Source organism: Acinetobacter sp. HA (genome assembly GCF_000264725.1).
In the GTDB taxonomy this organism is placed as follows: Bacteria; Pseudomonadota; Gammaproteobacteria; order Pseudomonadales; family Moraxellaceae; genus Acinetobacter; species Acinetobacter schindleri.
The window spans coordinates 16,042-32,556 of record NZ_AJXD01000045.1 but is presented as its reverse complement, the minus strand read 5'-3'; the positions used below and the strand labels follow the sequence as shown (position 1 = coordinate 32,556).

Here is a 16,515-nt window from a genome sequence, read left to right as displayed (position 1 = left end):
AAAATGTTTTTGATTTTCTCGGGGACGAAGTATGGATTTTAACGGCTTGCTCGACTATATGGTGGCGCAAAAGGCATCGGATCTGTTCATTACTGCAGATGTCGAACCTTCAATTAAAGTGAATGGCTCAATTGTGCCGATTGGATCAGTCAAATTACCTGGACCAGCAGTAGGCCAGATTCTGCATTCAATTATGACGGAAAAACAGCGCAAAGAATTTGCCGATACACGTGAGTGTAACTTTGCGATTACCAATCCCAGCAAATCAGCACGTTTCCGTGTCAGTGCATTTCAGCAGCGTGATCAGCCGGGTATGGTTCTACGTCGTATTGAAACCGTCATTCCTACTATGGATGATTTAAAGTTACCGCCAATTCTGAAAGAACTGGCGATGACCAAGCGCGGGATTATCATCTTCGTGGGCGCAACAGGTACCGGTAAATCGACTTCCCTTGCCTCTTTGATTGGTTATCGTAATGAAAATTCCAAAGGTCATATCATCACCATCGAAGACCCGATCGAATTTGTGCACCAGCATAAGGGTTGTATCATCACCCAGCGTGAAGTCGGGATCGATACTGACTCCTTTGAAGTGGCATTGAAAAATACCCTGCGTCAGGCACCAGACGTGATTCTGATCGGTGAGATCCGTTCCCGTGAAACCATGGACTATGCTATTGCCTTTGCGGAAACCGGTCACCTGGTATTTGCGACCTTGCACGCCAATAACGCCAACCAGGCCATTGACCGGATTATTCATTTCTTTGAAGCAGACCGCCATAACCAGCTGTTTATGGACTTGTCTTTAAACCTGAAAGCGATGGTGGCACAGCAGCTGATCCCAACCATTGATGGTACAGGCCGTCGTGCCGCAATTGAGATCCTGATCAACTCACCTTTAGTTTCAGATCTGATCCGTAAAGGTGATGTGCATGAAATTAAAGACTTGATGAAGCGTTCACGTGAACTTGGAATGCAGACCTTTGACCAGGCACTGTATGACCTGTACAAGGCCAAACAGATCAGCTATAAGGATGCGTTGAAACATGCCGATTCTCCAAACGATCTGCGTCTGCAAATCAAGTTATCCGAAGAAGGTGGTGCACATCTGATGAATGCCGGCAGCAATATTACCTTTGATGGACAATCTTAAGATTAATTAATCATCCTCATAAAAAAACAGGCTTCCTTTGAAGCCTGTTTTTTATACCTAGGAACATCCCGGCATTATTTTTTACGATAAGCGTCCTGACATTCAGGTTCATCACAGTAACCATACAGATTCAGTGAGTGGCCTGTTAATTCAAAGCCGAATTTTTTCGCAACTTCGTGCTGTTCATGTTCAATTACGTCATTGGTGAATTCAACAACTTTATTGCAGTTTTGACATACCAGGTGATCATGGTGATCATCCTGCATAATTTCAAATACAGAATGATTATTTTCAAAGTGATGACGCTGAATAATGCCTGCTGCTTCAAACTGTGTTAACACACGATATACAGTTGCAAGACCCACATCTTCCCCTTGATCGAGTAAAGTCTTGTAGATATCTTCCGCGCTTAAATGGTGCTGACGTGAGTTTTCTAATAGTTCTAATATTTTAATTCTAGGCAGGGTAACTTTCAGTCCAGCTTTGCGTAAATCTTGATTTGAAATAGGCATGTAAAAAGGTCTCTCAACAAAATTAAAGTTGGAATATGCAACAAAGTTTAGATGCAGTATGATCTATCCTTGGATCAAATGCATCATAATTAATTTGGGATAGTGTAGCAAAATGCAAAAAATCATGTTGACGTTACTCGTCACTTCATTGCTCGTCGGCTGTTCGACCTTAGGTGTGTACAAAGTTGATATTCCTCAAGGAACACCTTTAACTCAAGCACAAGCCTCTAAAATCCAGGTGGGAATGAGCCACCAACAAGTCCGCTTCCTACTTGGCAGCCCAACAGTGACAGATCCTTTAAATCCATTACGCTGGGACTACATCTACAATTATACCCCAGGAACCTATGCTAAAAAAGCCAACATTCCTGCTGCACGTGGTCAGCACTTAAAAATCTACTTCAATCCAAACGGTATTGTGGAACGCATTGAAGGTCTAGAAACCATTCCAGCGTCACAACCCGGTTTACCTGGTTCAAAAGAAGCGATTCTGACAGCACCACCACTATAATCGCTTTTCCATAAAAAAACCCCTGTATTTCTAGGGGTTTTTCTAATTAACTGCATAGGTTTATCAAATTACTGGCATTTTGCCGATTTTATGACGCATTTGATCAATCTTAAGATTGCCACAGCTTGGATCGATTACCTTTATTATAACGTCCTACAGGATTTTGCGCTGCACGTTTACGGCGGATATCTTTAGGATTAATGATCAACGCACGGTAAATTTCTATACGGTCCCCAGCATTCAAAAGCTGTGCATGCTCCTGCAAGCGCACGCCAAATATTCCCAGATTCAAAGGTTCAGGCAATTCCACCTGATCGCGGATGCCGCTTGCAGCAATTGCATCCAGTGCAGTCATGCCCTGCTGAAACGGTACTGCAATATGAAACTGTTGCTCAGGGGCAGCATACGCCACCCAAATCAACGCTGACTGATTCATCAGAACCACTGCCCTAACACTGCAATAATGGCCACAACAATCGACACTGGTAATACCACCCGAACCGCAATACGCCAGATGTTATAGAACGCCTCTGAACTGAAATTCATTGATTTACGAAGATGACTGATCTTCATGATCCAACCAGCAAACAAGGCATAGATCAGGCTGATCACCAGCCCCCAAAGGATCAGCAGGTTATTAAATACTGGTGTGATATTTGGAATCAACCAGACCAGTGTTGCCACCGCCACAATTACCCATTGAATGATGACATTTATCTGACGCTGTTGCAGCTGTTCACGCGCCATCTGTAACATCAGTGCGGCAGCAGCTACAATTGCAGCGATCAAGGCAAATGCAGGTACTTCAGCTTTTACCGCGAAGAAACCAAAAGCAATTACTGCAAGCAGTTGTGCAATCCAGATCGGTAATACTGTTTTGGTCGCTACATCCTGCTGTTTGACAGCAGCCAAACTAGACTGCCAGTACAAGCCCATGCCTAGCCCGCTGGCCACCAGTGCTAGTACCGTTGCGTTACCCCATTCAGAGAATTGTACCGGAGTTAGTTGCCATTCAGGCAGTGCTGTACCCATGACATTGGCAAGGACCAAGGATGCAATCACGCCTATAGTAGTAATTCCCACCAGAATCAGACGTGGAATTAAAGACAACAGCAAAGCCGCAATCACCAATCCAGCCAGGATGGCCGGTTGCTGCACTTCAAGATTGGCAATCGATACTACGTTGGAGGCATGATTCAGCATTGCACCCGCAAGAAATGGAATAAACACCACAGCCAGCCAGCCGACAATACGCCAGCGCTGCGAACTGTCTGCCTCACGGGTCAGGCTCGACAATGCATGTAATGCGGTGGTCTTGGAACGTTTCGCTAAAGCAATTTCCAGATAACAGACTGGAAGCGCCAGGATCAGCATTGTCGCTAACCACAACATCCAGAAATCAAGCTGACGATCAATCTGAATACCTGTTATTGGTGCGAGGGTCGCAATAATAAGAAAAGATAAACAAAAAGCCATCAGAGGCGATAACCATTTTGACATAGCATTGTCCTGCATGATGCATTCCTATAAAAATCTAGCGCTATTTTGCCTTGCATAGCGGTGAAAATCAAAAACAAAAAGCAAACCACCCGAAGATGATTTGCTGCGCAAAATGATCATTAGACTTTAATTTTTGTTATAGGGGAAAATTGCTTTATGAGAAGAAACGAGCGAACCAGTTTTTGCCCTTTTTCTTTTCTTTTTCTTTGATCAGGCCGATCATGTTTTCTTTCACTGCACCCACATAATCCGCATCATCATGCTGAATATGGTTGATCAGCCATTTAGATAATACTTCATGCAATTCAGCTTCAATCGAATGTCCCATTTCAAAACGGTCACGATACGACTCAATTTTCTTAATGAACAGATCATGCACACGTTTATGCGGTACACGATATTTATAATCCGCCTCTTCTTGAAGTGATTCTTCAAAAGTGAAATGCGATTGTGTGTAATCGATAATATTTTCTAGAATTTGCTTAACACGCGCACGATTGGTATTGACATCAATTTCGTCGATTTCATTAATGTAATCGAGAATTCGTTTATGCTGATCGTCAATCACATCGATACCAGTATCGTATTCTGGAACCCATTTCATTTTCATTACGACCACCTATAAATATTGAGGATTTATCACATAACTTGAAGCATATAGGGTATTGATTTAAATAAAAATGAAGTGAATTAGTCGGCTTTAGTGGTGAAATTGTATTTTTATATTTAAGTATTTGTTATATATAATTAAAATTAATTTATTCTGAGCAAAAAGATCAGATATTAATTAACCAATAAGAGCTATAAGCTCTTATTAATCTTTGATTTTTACATGAATATTAAACAAAAAAGACAGTATTTTTCACTGTCTTTATTAGCTTCGAGATCAGTACTGATCTGCACGTGTCACCCGTTTGAGCGAAGGGTCCAGTTGCTCACGTTCCAGACGTTCTACGTGGGTCAGTTGAGAACGTACTTTTGCTCCATGCTGGAACAGAATCATTTCGCCGGGTTGGAAAGCCGTCCATTCCTCATTCTGTGTCAATGGTTCCGTGGTAATCACAGCGACACGGTCCTCGGGAGTGGTCACTTGGCTAAAATCGACTTCTACCTCAATATCAATGAGTTGTGCAGGCTTAAACGGATATTCACGCACCAGCCAATGTAGCTTGGTAATGGCATAGGTGAACAGCGCCTGACCATTGGACAAACAAAAATTAAAAGTACCATGCTCGGCGATGGATGGCGAAATCTCGGTCAGCAGATCAAAGATCTGATCCTGTTTTGGCTCATGATAACCAAAGCGCTTTACTAACTGATCAAGCAGATAACAGAAAGCACGTTCACTGTCGGTATTACCGACTGGCGTAAAACGGCCTGAGAGCTCTGGAAAAAAATTATGCAGGTCACCATTATGCGCAAAGATCCACTGACGTCCCCACAACTCGCGACTAAAAGGATGCGAATTTTCCAGATTGATTTTACCCTGAGTCGCCTTACGGATATGTGCGATCACATTACGTGATTTGATTGGGTAATTGCGGATCAGCTCGGCAATCGGTGATTCAACCGCAGACTGGTTGTCGACAAACAGGCGACAAGCTTTATCTTCAAAGAAAGCAATCCCAAAACCATCGGCATGATCTGAAGTAATTCCTGCGCGCTGTGAAAAGCCTCGAAATGAAAAGGTAATATCTGTTGGTGTCGCACAATTCATTCCAAGCAGCTGGCACATAATCTTCATTCAGGTATCGGAGTATTTATGCAGTTATTGTGCATGAGTCCCTGGAGCTTTTCAAATCTTGATCCATGCAATCTTATGCGCTAAAAATGCTAAATAATGCTTTTTTATGCTTTATTTAAAAAAAAGATAAATCTGGTTCAAGCTGTTTTTTCAAGACAATAGGGTTCTGCTCAAGAAAAATTATGATGATTTCAGAAGACAAGAGCTAAAAATAAAAGGCATAAAAAAGAGTCCCGATTGAGACTCTTTTTAATCATTAAATCATTTAAATTAATGATGGCCTGACTTTACACGGTTGGTAATCAATGTACCAACACCATGATCAGTAAAAATTTCTAGCAGGCTGGCATGCGGTACACGACCATCCACAATGTGTGCACTGATGACACCACCTTTCACGGCATCGAGTGCACAACCCACTTTCGGAATCATTCCGCCATAGATCACACCTGTTTCAATCAGGCGATCAACTTCCTGAGTGGTCAGGCCAGTCAGCAGATTTTTATTTTCGTCTAGCACACCGCTAATATTGGTCAGCAGAATCAGTTTTTCTGCACCTAAGGCTTCAGCCACTTTACCTGCAACCAGATCGGCATTGATATTGTAAGTATTGCCTTCCTCATCCACACCCAGCGGTGCAATCACAGGAATAAAATCGCTATTGGTAAACATTTCCAGTACATCAGTTTTGACACCAACTACTTCGCCTACCAGTCCTAAATCAATTTTTTGCACTGAACCATCTTCAGCAGTTTTTTCCATCAGCAGTTTTTGTGCACGAATCAGGTTACCGTCTTTACCGGTCAAACCAATGGCACGTCCACCATGTTTGTTAATCAGATTAACGATCGATTTGTTTACGCTTCCGCCAAGCACCATTTCAACGATTTCCATGGTTGCAGGATCAGTAACACGCATGCCATCAATACGTTCAGATTCACGGCCCAGCTGTTTCAGCATAGAATCGACTTGAGGACCGCCACCATGTACCACGATCGGATTCAGGCCTACAGTTTTCAGCAACACGATGTCACGAGCAAATGAACTCTCCAGCTCAGGATCAGTCATTGCGTTACCGCCATATTTCACCACAAGGGTTTTACCCGCAAAGCGTTGAATGTACGGCAAAGCTTCAGTCAGAATTTGTGCTTTGTCGATGCCTGTCTGTTGATTTGGCATTCGCCTCTCCTTATTGAGCATCTAAAATGTCTTGGGCGATCGCAGGATAGCGGTCACGTAACATCGAAACGAACAGGTGACGAATTTCATTCAGACGGCTCTGATTTTCCGCATCAAAACGCACTGTGAAGTATTCACCTGTATTGGATGCTCGAATGATGCCAAAACCATCATCAAAATCAAGACGTATACCGTCAATTTTACTAATTCGCGCGTTTAATTTACGTGATTGTGCTTCAACAAAGTTAAGCAATTCTAGTGGCTTAATCTGATGCGTCGAAATATACAGGTCTTCAGTGCCCGTACGTTTTGGATAACGTGCCAGTGCTTCTGCCAGTGTCTGCCCAGTTTGATCCAGGTATTCCATGACTCTGAGTGCCGCATAAACACCATCATCATAACCGCCGCCACGGCCATCATTGAAGACATAGTGTCCGGCATATTCACCACCAAAAATCGCCTGTCCTTGAGAATTCGCCAGATACTTCCGCAGGAAAGAACTTCCTGTGCGGATCATGACTGGCGTAGCGCCCAACGCTTGTACCGTATTACGAACCAGGGTAGAACATTTCACATCAAAGACAAATTCTTTATCAACCGTATCTTTCAGACAAATTTCCGCACATAGGCATAACAGCTGATCAGCCGTAATAACCTGCCCATCTGCATCGATGAGTACCAGTCGATCACCATCACCATCCAGGGCAATTCCGAGGTCGGCTCTTATCTCTAAAACTTTTGCTTTTAACAGCTGTAAATGAGCTTCCTGTGAGGGATCCGGCGCATGATCGGGAAAATGACCGTTCGCTTCAGTTCTTATTGTCGTCAGATCACAACCAAGCTTGTTCAATACCAGAGCCGCACAACGCCCCGCTGAACCATTCAACCCATCCAGTACGACCCGATAACGGCGTTTCAGTTGAATATCATTGAGAATGGACTGCTGATATTTGAGACAATATTCTGGAATAATCTCATGTTCAATCCAGTCTACCTGCTGCAGCTCATCTGAATAATATTTTTGAGCTTCCAGCCCTACCGCCTGAATCATTTCAGGACATGGGGGCTGATTATTAATCAACCACTTGATGCCATTATCTTCTCGTGGATTATGGCTTGCAGTAATCATGATACCGTTGCCACCAAATTCACGTGACGTGTAATACAGCATCGGACTAGAACAGCAGCCGATAATGTGCGCTTCAATCGCATACAGGCTTAAGGTGCGCTGGATAATATGGGCATAGGTCGGACTGGATAGCCTTGCATCATAACCAATCGCGACACGTGTCTGTCCCGCAGACTGATACTGCTGGGCCAGGCCATGTGCAATGGCATTTACCATGCTGACATTGAGTAAACTAACCTTACCGCGAATGTCATAAGCACGAAAGATTTGCATGGGGAATGGATGATGCATAAATCCCATAGATCGTAATTTCACTGCTAAATAGGAGAATATAAGTTCAAAAATCAGGTGTCATCACCATGATGTGAAACTTTAGTTTTTGTTCTAGGACCCTGTACTTTTAGCTGATTTCAGATAAATAATCAATTTAAAAAATATAACGAATGGATAAATGCTAGCTGAAAAACGGGATAAATCTTATTCTATCAACCATTAAAAAAGCCCACATTTTATTGAATGTAGGCTTTTTGAATTAGTTCTTGCCAGTATGACCGAAGCCACCTGCACCACGCTCAGTGGCTTCGAATTCATTCACAATATCGAATTGTGCTTGCACCACTGGGACGAGGACATACTGCGCCAGACGCTCACCTGGTTCCAGGCTAAATGCAGTCTGGCTACGATTCCATACCGAAACCATGAGTTCACCTTGGTAATCTGAATCGATCAGACCTACCAGATTACCCAATACGATACCATGTTTATGACCCAGACCAGAACGTGGCAGGATCAGGCCCGCAAATGCAGGATCTTCAATATAAATAGCCAGACCAGTTTTCACGAGTACTGTTTGACCTGGTTCAATTACTGTAGTTTCGTTTACACATGCACGAAGGTCGAGTCCTGCAGAACCTGTAGTTGCATAATTTGGCATTGGCCATTCATTGCCAAGGCGTGCATCAAGGACTTTCACCTGTACTTTCATCATTTTATTCCTGTAGAAAAATATCAATAGATTAATTACTTAAATTTTAACGCTTAATCAGTGCACGTAAATTATCCAGATAATGCTGTGCCTGCTGTTTCGGATCAATATTGCCAGCCAGCTTTTTCTTACGGCCTAACCATTCCAGTTCATCTTCTGGCAATTCATCCAGGAAGCGGCTTGGCGTCATCTGCTTCATCTGACCACCAGCCTTACGCTGCTCAGCCAAGGTAATCGTCAAGCCCTGACGCGCACGGGTAATGCCCACATACATCAGACGGCGTTCTTCCTCGACCGTTTCTGCTGCGATCGAGTTTTTGTGTGGCAGAATCTCTTCTTCCAGACCAATCAGATAAACATAAGGGAATTCCAGACCTTTAGATGCATGTAGCGTCAACAGATTCACCTTATCGGTATCTTCTGCTTCCTGCTGCTGTTCCAGCATATCCAGCAGCACCATCTTACGGATCACGCTTTCGATATTCTTTTCATCCACATCTTCAGCACGGTTAATCAGGCTCTGAATACTGCTATACAGCACTTCAATATTGTCGAGCTTGGTTTTTTCCTGTGCCGGAGTTGCGGCTGATTCCTTGATGTAGTCGATATAGCCGGCTTCTACCATCATCTGGCGGATAATCGGTACTGGCTCATCATCATCCAGCAGATTGCGGGTAAAGTTATTGATGAAGTCAGCAAACTCAGCCAGCTGAGTGGTGGCTTTCTTTGGCATTGCCATGGTCAGACGCTGGTCAGCTGCCGCGGCCAAAAGCGACAGATTATTTTCTTGCGCAAACAGACCCAATTTTTCCAGTGTCACCGGACCGATGGCACGTTTCGGTGTATTGATAATTCGCAGGAAGGCACTATCATCTTCTGGATTAATGATCAGACGCAGGTAACTCATGACATCTTTGATTTCGGCGCGCGCAAAGAAAGACTGACCACCAGAGAGCTTGTAAGGAATCTGCATCTGACGCAGCTGGGTTTCCAGAATACGTGCCTGGAAATTCCCGCGGTACAAAATTGCGTAGTCTTTCCAGTTTTTACCATTCATCAGCTTGTGCGTGATGAGATCTTTGACTACGCGTTCGGCTTCATCATCATCATTACGGCAAGTGATGACACGGATCACTTCACCATGGCCTTTGTCTGACCAGAGTTTTTTATCGAAGATATGCGGGTTGTTGCCAATAACGGTATTCGCCGCTTTCAAAATACGGCTGGTCGAACGGTAGTTCTGTTCCAGCTTGATAACTTTCAGATTCGGGAAATCCTGCTGTAACAACGCCATGTTTTCCGGTTTAGCCCCACGCCAGGCATAGATTGACTGGTCATCATCACCTACTGCAGTAAACTGGCCCATTACGCCGACCAGTAACTTCACCAGAATATACTGGGCGGTGTTGGTATCCTGATATTCATCCACCAACAAATAACGCACACGGTTCTGCCATTTATCACGCACTTCAGCGTTTTCCTGTAACAAACGCGTTGGCATCACAATCAGGTCATCGAAGTCAACGGCGTTATAGGCACGCAAGTTACGTTCATAAAGTTGATATAAATGTGCAAATTGGATGTCTTCTGGCGTTTCGCAGGTGGTATGCGCCTGCTCTGGTGCAATCAGATCATTTTTCCAGTCTGAAATCATCTTCATGGCTTTGGCAATCAATTCTTTGCTTTCTGCACCCGACAAATTATCGCGGTGCATTAAGTCCATCAGAATACGTTTGCAGTCATCGGCATCTAAAATAGAGAAGTTGGCTTTTAACGGCGTGTGTTTTAATTCAAAACGTAATAAGTTCAGACCAAAGGTGTGGAAAGTCGAAACCGATAATCCTTTAGCTTCTTCTCGTGACAACAATTTGGTCACACGCTCTTTCATTTCTCGTGCTGCTTTATTGGTAAAAGTCATCGCTGTAATACGATGCGCAGGAATCCCGCAATGCTTAACCAAATAGGCAATTTTTCGGGTAATCACCGAAGTTTTACCTGAACCCGCCCCTGCAAGCACTAACAAGGGTCCTTGAGTGTATTTCATCGCTTCAAGTTGCTTGTCGTTTAACTGACTTGCCAGTGACATAGTATTTCCTCTATTTCGGTTCGAGCTTGATTATAGTCATCTCAGCCTAAGATGACTAATCTAAAATGCTGCTTTCAACGTCATTGTCTATTTGCTGAGTATGCAATTAGACAACACTAAATTTTTGACATGAAAAAACCACCCGAAGGTGGTTTTTCAGTCTTCAATAAAAATTATTGAATTGCGTAGATGCTGATTTCTACACGACGGTTTTGCTCACGGCCTTCAGCAGTCGCGTTAGACGCGATTGGGTTTGCTGAACCTTGACCTTGTGCATTAATACGTGTTGTAGAAACACCTTGAGATGCCAAGTAGCTTGCTACAGATTGCGCACGCGCTTGAGACAGAGGAATGTTGATTGAATCATTACCTGTGCTGTCTGTATAACCTGTTACAAGAATACCGCTCTTGTTATCTTCAGTTAAGGTTTGTGCAACTTTGTTTAAAGTTGAATAAAAGTTCGGCTTGATGTTTGATTTATTGGTATCAAAGGTAATGTTACCCGGCATAACCAAACCTACAGAGCCATCTGGATTACGGTTAACTTCTACACCAGTACCCGCCATTTGTTGGCGAAGTTTCTTCTCTTTGTTGTCAAGGTAAACACCCGTTGAACCACCGACAACTGCGCCAATCGCTGCAGCACGGTTGTTTTGTGCACTTGTGTTTGCGTTACTTTTAGAGACCCCATAACCTGCAGCAGCACCAATTACTGTGCCTAACGCTGTTTTGTCATATTCCATACCACCAAGGTTGTTACCAGTCGATTGACAACCTGTTAATACCATTGCCCCTACAACTGCTGTCGATATTACTAATGCACGCATGGCATGCCTCCTTAACTTGTTTTGTTGTATTTGAAGAATAATGGTCAATAATTCAATCAATAACTATATCTGATTTGTTAATAATAAATCTTTTCGTAACTATTTGTAATGTTTATGTGTAACCAAAACGGTTAACTTCATCACATTTTCTCCATTGTTCTCATTCGGTACTTTTCTATTTCAGATTGAAAACGTATATTGTTAATAATATGAAAAAATTTAGTCGATTTTCAGCTTAGGACAGGGTTATATGTCGTCGTCGGAAAGTAAAAAACAGCCTATATTAAAAAAAATTGCACGTGGCCTGACTGTGACTTCAGTAATGACGGGAAGTACCTTTTTCCATGGACCGCCAGTACTGGCCCTCGGTCTGACCAAACTAGTCAAAAAGTCATCCAAAATTGATGAAACCAATATCAAGATTACCAACAGCTGGCTTGGCGTAAACAACTGGCTGATCGAGAATGTCCTTAAAAATACCCAATGGACCATTACCATTGATGAATCTCTGGATCTGAATATGCAGGGCCGCTACCTGATGAGCTGTAATCATCAGAGCTGGGTCGATACTACAGTCAATCAATACTTCGGCTTAACCCGTATGCCATTGACTCGGTTCTTTACCAAATGGGAACTGATCTTTATTCCATTCGTCGGACAGGCATTTAAGATTCTTGGTTTCCCGATGATGAAGCGTCACACCAAGGAACAGATTGCTAAAAATCCGGTACTCAAAGATCGCGATATGGATGAAGCACGTAAATCCTGCCAGCAATTGCTGAGTCAGCCATTTACCCTGCTCAACTATCTGGAAGGTACGCGTTTTACCCAAGAGAAACATGACCAGCAACAGTCTCCCTTTAAACATTTGCTCAAACCGAAGGCCGGCGGTCTGGCCCTGGCGCTGAATATTCTGGGTGACCGTATTGATGCCTTTGTGGACATGACTATCGTTTATCCGGACGGCATACCAGGTTATGGTAAATTCTGGCTAGGCGAAGTACCCCGTATTGCGGTAGATTTAAGAAAGATTGATATTCCGGACTGGGTACTGGGCGGTAATTATGAAGAAGATGCTGAATACCGCGAGCGTTTCCAGCAATGGGTTCATCAAATTTGGACTGAGAAAGATCAGTTGATTGAAAAAATGAAGCAGGATCTGGCTCAAGCAGCCTAATGCACTGATCTGAGAGACTATGAAACCAACTCCCCCGAAAACCAGCTCCAGCGCCTTTAAGTTTTTCCGTGAAGGCACCTGGGGCTGGAAGGTCGCCTTGGCCTATGACATCTTTATGATGGTGTTAATCGTCATCAACCTGTTCTGCCTGAGTGCCAATGCCATTTTAATGAGCGACTTCGGACAATGGTTATTCGATTTCATACGTCTGCCTGAAATCCTGCAATTTTATAAGGCTGAACTGCGTCCCTGGGTGATCATTACTGAAGGCTGGTTTACGACTTTCCTGATTGGGGAGTTATTGGTGCGCTGGCTAATTGCCATAGTCTTGCGTCATCATGCCCGCTGGTGGTTCTTTCCGTTTATTCACTGGTATGAAATTCTCGCGATCGTGCCGCAACTGCGTTTCCTGCGTCTGCTCCGCGCAGTAGCTATCGGCTACAACCTGCATAGCCATGGTTTCAAGGTGATTCCGTCTAGCTGGTATAAGCGTGGCAACTTCTATTACAACCTGGTTATGGAAGAATTGACCAGCCGTATTGTAGTGACCGTACTGGACGGAATTAAACGCGAGCTAACCACCAGTACCACGCACCGTCAACTAATTGATGACCTGGTCGAGCATCACCGTCAATTATTTGCCATTGCCTTGGCAGATATCCTGCAAGAAACCCTAGGCAAGGAATTACAGGCACAGCGTTATATGATTTCCAAAAACGTCGGCCAGGTGGTGAATAAAGCCATTGAAGATACGCCAGAGCTGACCCGGCTGTTACGCCTAATCCCGATTGTAGGCAGTCGCATGGAACAGCAGATTCAGAGTATCGGACAACGTCTGGGAGAAAATATCACCCAAGGATTGATCGATCCGTTTACGCATACTGATTACAGTAAAGATAATCCAACTTTTGCCATGATTTCTGAAAAGATCAGTCAGATCCAGATTGAACAAAATCCAAACATTGACAAATTGGTGGAGTCGGCTGTTTTTGAAACACTTGAAGCGATCCGCAAACAGGTCAAAATTAAACAGTGGCAGCAGATTCTGGAAGAAAATGAGCAAAATCAGCGTTCAACATACCTCTAATTCAGCATGAATAATGCTATGCTTTTTTATGGCATCTGATCGCATAAAAAAATAACCTGGATCGCTAGAGAATTAACGAAATTTGTTCTAGGATTTGCACTATTTACAACATTACTTCGACATAAAATTTACAAGTCAGAAGTATTAAGGAAGAACTATGGCTGATATACGGATTAAGGGCAGAATGGTCAATGCGATTCGCATTACCCTTGAAACAAATGATCATGATGCGATCCGCCAGCAATTAGCACCAAAATTACAAGCTGCTTTTCCACCGGGCACCCTGGTGGTGATTGAAAGCACTGTCGAGCAGGAACTTATCGCGCTTATCCAGCTGTTGATCAGCATGGATGTACAACCGATGGCGGTGACTGAAGGCCTGCTTGCAGATCAGGCACGTGCAATCCAGTTCCCAGTATTGCCACCTGACCGTCAGCTACAGGAAATCAAGGCAACCAAAGAACAGGTCATTGAAGTCAAACCGGAAGTGGTTAAGTCAGATGCTGGAACAGAAGAAGTTAAGGCAGCACCTGTCATTGCTCATGTGACTTCTTACCATGATGAAATCCTGCGTACTGGCCAGTGCATTGTGCAGCATCATGGCGACATTATTATCAGTGCTGGCATTAACAGCGGTTCAGAAGTGATTGCCTCTGGCAATATTCATGTTTATGGCAGTGCCCGTGGTCGTGTGATTGCCGGTGCAGGCGGCAATACTGCAGCACGCATTTTCTGTCATGCACTGGAAGCAGAACTGATTTCCATTGCAGGTACCTATTGTGTTGCAGACGATATTCCACCGCATGTGGTGAAAAAGCCTGTGCATATTTACTTGAATGATCAACTAGAGCTTGTATTTGAAACTCTAGAATTTTAATGTATAAATAAACACCAAAACCCTATGTTAAATAGGGAATTTAAACCATAACAGGAGTGGATTCGGTGGCGAAAATTGTTGTCGTAACGTCAGGCAAAGGTGGTGTAGGTAAAACTACAACAAGTGCATCTTTTGCAACAGGTTTAGCCCTACGTGGCCACAAAACTGTTGTTATCGACTTTGACGTGGGTTTACGTAACCTTGACTTGATCATGGGTTGTGAACGCCGCGTTGTTTATGATTTTGTGAATGTTTTAAATAACGAAGCGCGATTACAACAAGCGCTTATTCGCGATAAGGATATTGAGAACTTATATATTTTGCCAGCGTCTCAAACACGTGATAAAGATGCCCTCACTGATGAAGGTGTTGCACGTGTAATGGATGAACTGTCGCAGGAATTTGATTACATTATTTGTGACTCACCTGCGGGGATCGAACGTGGTGCCATCATGGCCATGTACCATGCTGATGAAGCCATCATTGTCACTAACCCTGAAATTTCTTCAGTACGTGACTCTGACCGTATCATTGGTATGCTCGACAGCAAGACTAAAAAAGTAGAACAAAATGAAGGCCGCATCCGTAAACATCTGTGTATCACACGTTTCAATCCTGAACGCGCGGATAAACAGGAAATGTTGACCATTGATGACATTTCTAAAGATATTTTACGTGTGCCGACTCTGGGTGTAATTCCTGAGTGTCCAAGTGTCCTGCAAGCATCGAACGAAGGCAAGCCAGTTATCAACTTTACTGCTTCTGCTGCAGGTCAGGCTTATGATGACCTGGTTGCGCGCTTCCTGGGTGAAGAGCGTCCTTACCGTCATATTGAAGTGAAACCAAAGGGCTGGTTAGCTCGACTATTTGGAGCATAAGCATGGCTGGATTCTGGAGTAAGCTTTTTAGCAGTGAGGAAAAACCAACAAGCGCACAAACCGCGAAAGACCGTTTAAAGGTAATTGTTGCATCTGAACAGGGTCTGGGACGTCGTTTAAGCCAGGACAAGATTGACATGATGAAGAAAGAAATCATGCAAGTGGTCAATCGTTATGTTCGCGGTGTAGATGAACAGCATATTCAAATGCAGGTCCGTTCTGAAGCGAATATTGAAATGCTTGAAATGAATATCAATTTACCTGAAGAACGATAATTTGATTTTTGATTAGTCAATTAAATTGATTCAAGGCAAAATATGAGACTGAACAAAGCACTGCTTTGTTCAGTCGCAAGACGAGAAGCTTTGCTTCGATTGGACTGAAAGTAAATTACTGCTTTGTTGAAGCGCAAGACGAGAAGCGATGCTTCGAGTGGACTGGTTATACAAAGTTTACTTTACCCAATCACAAGATCCGAAGTTTAGCTTCAAGGTAGACAGAGAAAATGAAAAATACTTTGTCACTTGCGTACTCATATTTTGCCTTTTTCATGTCGAAAATTATATCAAGGAGCTTGTGATGGCATTGTCTCAACCGGCAACATTTAACGAAGAATGGTCAGATGAGCGTGTGTTTGCCTATCTCACTCAATTACCTCCTACAGGCGTAAACGCAGACTTTCATGTGCTTTATCATGCTTATAAACACATGCGTCCTTTTGACTATGAACGCCTGTTGACTCAATTCGTTGCAGATGGTCGTGATATCAATGCTACTAACCCTGAAGGTGAACGCATTCATGACGTGATCGCGAAATTCCCGCGTCACAGTGCTGAGTTCCTTGAAGTATTGGCCAAGTTCGCTTAAGAC

The 16,515-nt window shown here is 43.4% G+C and carries 18 protein-coding genes; 8 read left to right on the top strand and 10 right to left on the bottom strand.

Features of this window, described 5'->3' with window-relative positions; genetic code table 11:
- Positions 1–31 precede the first annotated feature (31 nt).
- Complete coding sequence (locus tag HADU_RS09055; protein WP_008305547.1) at positions 32–1,153, top strand: PilT/PilU family type 4a pilus ATPase; 1,122 nt, start codon at positions 32–34, stop codon at positions 1,151–1,153.
- A 74-nt stretch (positions 1,154–1,227) separates the two neighbouring features.
- Here the strand turns inward: HADU_RS09055 and fur are convergent, their stop codons facing one another.
- Positions 1,228–1,665 (bottom strand): ferric iron uptake transcriptional regulator, encoded by a 438-nt coding sequence (fur, locus tag HADU_RS09050; RefSeq protein WP_004811125.1) that lies wholly within the window; start codon positions 1,663–1,665, stop codon positions 1,228–1,230.
- A gap of 112 nt (positions 1,666–1,777) precedes the next feature.
- On the opposite strand from fur, the gene HADU_RS09045 reads away from it, so the two are divergent.
- Positions 1,778–2,176: an outer membrane protein assembly factor BamE gene (locus HADU_RS09045; protein WP_008305544.1), complete on the top strand. Its 399-nt coding sequence runs from the start codon at positions 1,778–1,780 to the stop codon at positions 2,174–2,176.
- A 109-nt stretch (positions 2,177–2,285) separates the two neighbouring features.
- Here HADU_RS09045 and HADU_RS09040 read toward each other — a convergent pair whose 3' ends face one another.
- The 9 genes from HADU_RS09040 to HADU_RS09000 form a co-directional block, all read right to left on the bottom strand.
- A complete protein-coding gene (locus HADU_RS09040; protein ID WP_008305542.1) occupies positions 2,286–2,612 on the bottom strand; it encodes an RnfH family protein in 327 nt (108 codons plus the stop codon).
- On the bottom strand, positions 2,612–3,691 hold the full coding sequence (locus HADU_RS09035) for a hypothetical protein (protein ID WP_004811129.1): 1,080 nt from the start codon (positions 3,689–3,691) through the stop codon (positions 2,612–2,614). The genes HADU_RS09040 and HADU_RS09035 overlap by 1 nt, the downstream gene beginning before the upstream one ends.
- A gap of 139 nt (positions 3,692–3,830) precedes the next feature.
- Entirely contained in the window at positions 3,831–4,286 is a 456-nt protein-coding gene (locus HADU_RS09030) for a bacteriohemerythrin (protein ID WP_004811131.1), read from the bottom strand.
- 276 nt (positions 4,287–4,562) lie between these two features.
- Positions 4,563–5,411: a class II glutamine amidotransferase gene (locus HADU_RS09025; protein ID WP_008305539.1), complete on the bottom strand. Its 849-nt coding sequence runs from the start codon at positions 5,409–5,411 to the stop codon at positions 4,563–4,565.
- A 279-nt stretch (positions 5,412–5,690) separates the two neighbouring features.
- Positions 5,691–6,599, bottom strand: a complete 909-nt coding sequence (gene argB / locus HADU_RS09020) for an acetylglutamate kinase (protein ID WP_004811135.1) — start codon at positions 6,597–6,599, stop codon at positions 5,691–5,693.
- Positions 6,600–6,609: 10 nt separating this feature from the next.
- Positions 6,610–8,028, bottom strand: a complete 1,419-nt coding sequence (locus tag HADU_RS09015; RefSeq protein ID WP_034592638.1) for a phosphomannomutase/phosphoglucomutase — start codon at positions 8,026–8,028, stop codon at positions 6,610–6,612.
- A gap of 232 nt (positions 8,029–8,260) precedes the next feature.
- Positions 8,261–8,713: a dUTP diphosphatase gene (gene dut / locus HADU_RS09010; protein WP_008305534.1), complete on the bottom strand. Its 453-nt coding sequence runs from the start codon at positions 8,711–8,713 to the stop codon at positions 8,261–8,263.
- 46 nt (positions 8,714–8,759) lie between these two features.
- A complete protein-coding gene (locus HADU_RS09005; protein WP_008305531.1) occupies positions 8,760–10,799 on the bottom strand; it encodes a UvrD-helicase domain-containing protein in 2,040 nt (679 codons plus the stop codon).
- Positions 10,800–10,972: 173 nt separating this feature from the next.
- The gene (locus tag HADU_RS09000) at positions 10,973–11,626 is read right to left on the bottom strand and encodes an OmpA family protein (protein ID WP_008305529.1); all 654 of its coding nucleotides are present in this window, start codon (positions 11,624–11,626) and stop codon (positions 10,973–10,975) included.
- A 250-nt stretch (positions 11,627–11,876) separates the two neighbouring features.
- On the opposite strand from HADU_RS09000, the gene HADU_RS08995 reads away from it, so the two are divergent.
- The 6 genes from HADU_RS08995 to HADU_RS08970 all read left to right on the top strand — a co-directional run bounded on the left by HADU_RS08995 (position 11,877) and on the right by HADU_RS08970 (position 16,512).
- Positions 11,877–12,803, top strand: a complete 927-nt coding sequence (locus tag HADU_RS08995) for an acyltransferase (protein WP_004811145.1) — start codon at positions 11,877–11,879, stop codon at positions 12,801–12,803.
- A 19-nt stretch (positions 12,804–12,822) separates the two neighbouring features.
- Entirely contained in the window at positions 12,823–13,890 is a 1,068-nt protein-coding gene (locus HADU_RS08990) for a hypothetical protein (protein WP_004811146.1), read from the top strand.
- A gap of 157 nt (positions 13,891–14,047) precedes the next feature.
- Positions 14,048–14,767, top strand: coding sequence for a septum site-determining protein MinC (minC, locus tag HADU_RS08985; protein WP_008305525.1), 720 nt, complete (start codon positions 14,048–14,050; stop codon positions 14,765–14,767).
- A 65-nt stretch (positions 14,768–14,832) separates the two neighbouring features.
- A complete protein-coding gene (gene minD / locus HADU_RS08980; protein ID WP_004811150.1) occupies positions 14,833–15,645 on the top strand; it encodes a septum site-determining protein MinD in 813 nt (270 codons plus the stop codon).
- Between the two features lie 2 nt (positions 15,646–15,647).
- Complete coding sequence (minE, locus tag HADU_RS08975) at positions 15,648–15,920, top strand: cell division topological specificity factor MinE (RefSeq protein WP_004811152.1); 273 nt, start codon at positions 15,648–15,650, stop codon at positions 15,918–15,920.
- A gap of 304 nt (positions 15,921–16,224) precedes the next feature.
- The gene (locus HADU_RS08970; RefSeq protein WP_004811154.1) at positions 16,225–16,512 is read left to right on the top strand and encodes a PA4642 family protein; all 288 of its coding nucleotides are present in this window, start codon (positions 16,225–16,227) and stop codon (positions 16,510–16,512) included.
- Positions 16,513–16,515 lie beyond the last annotated feature (3 nt).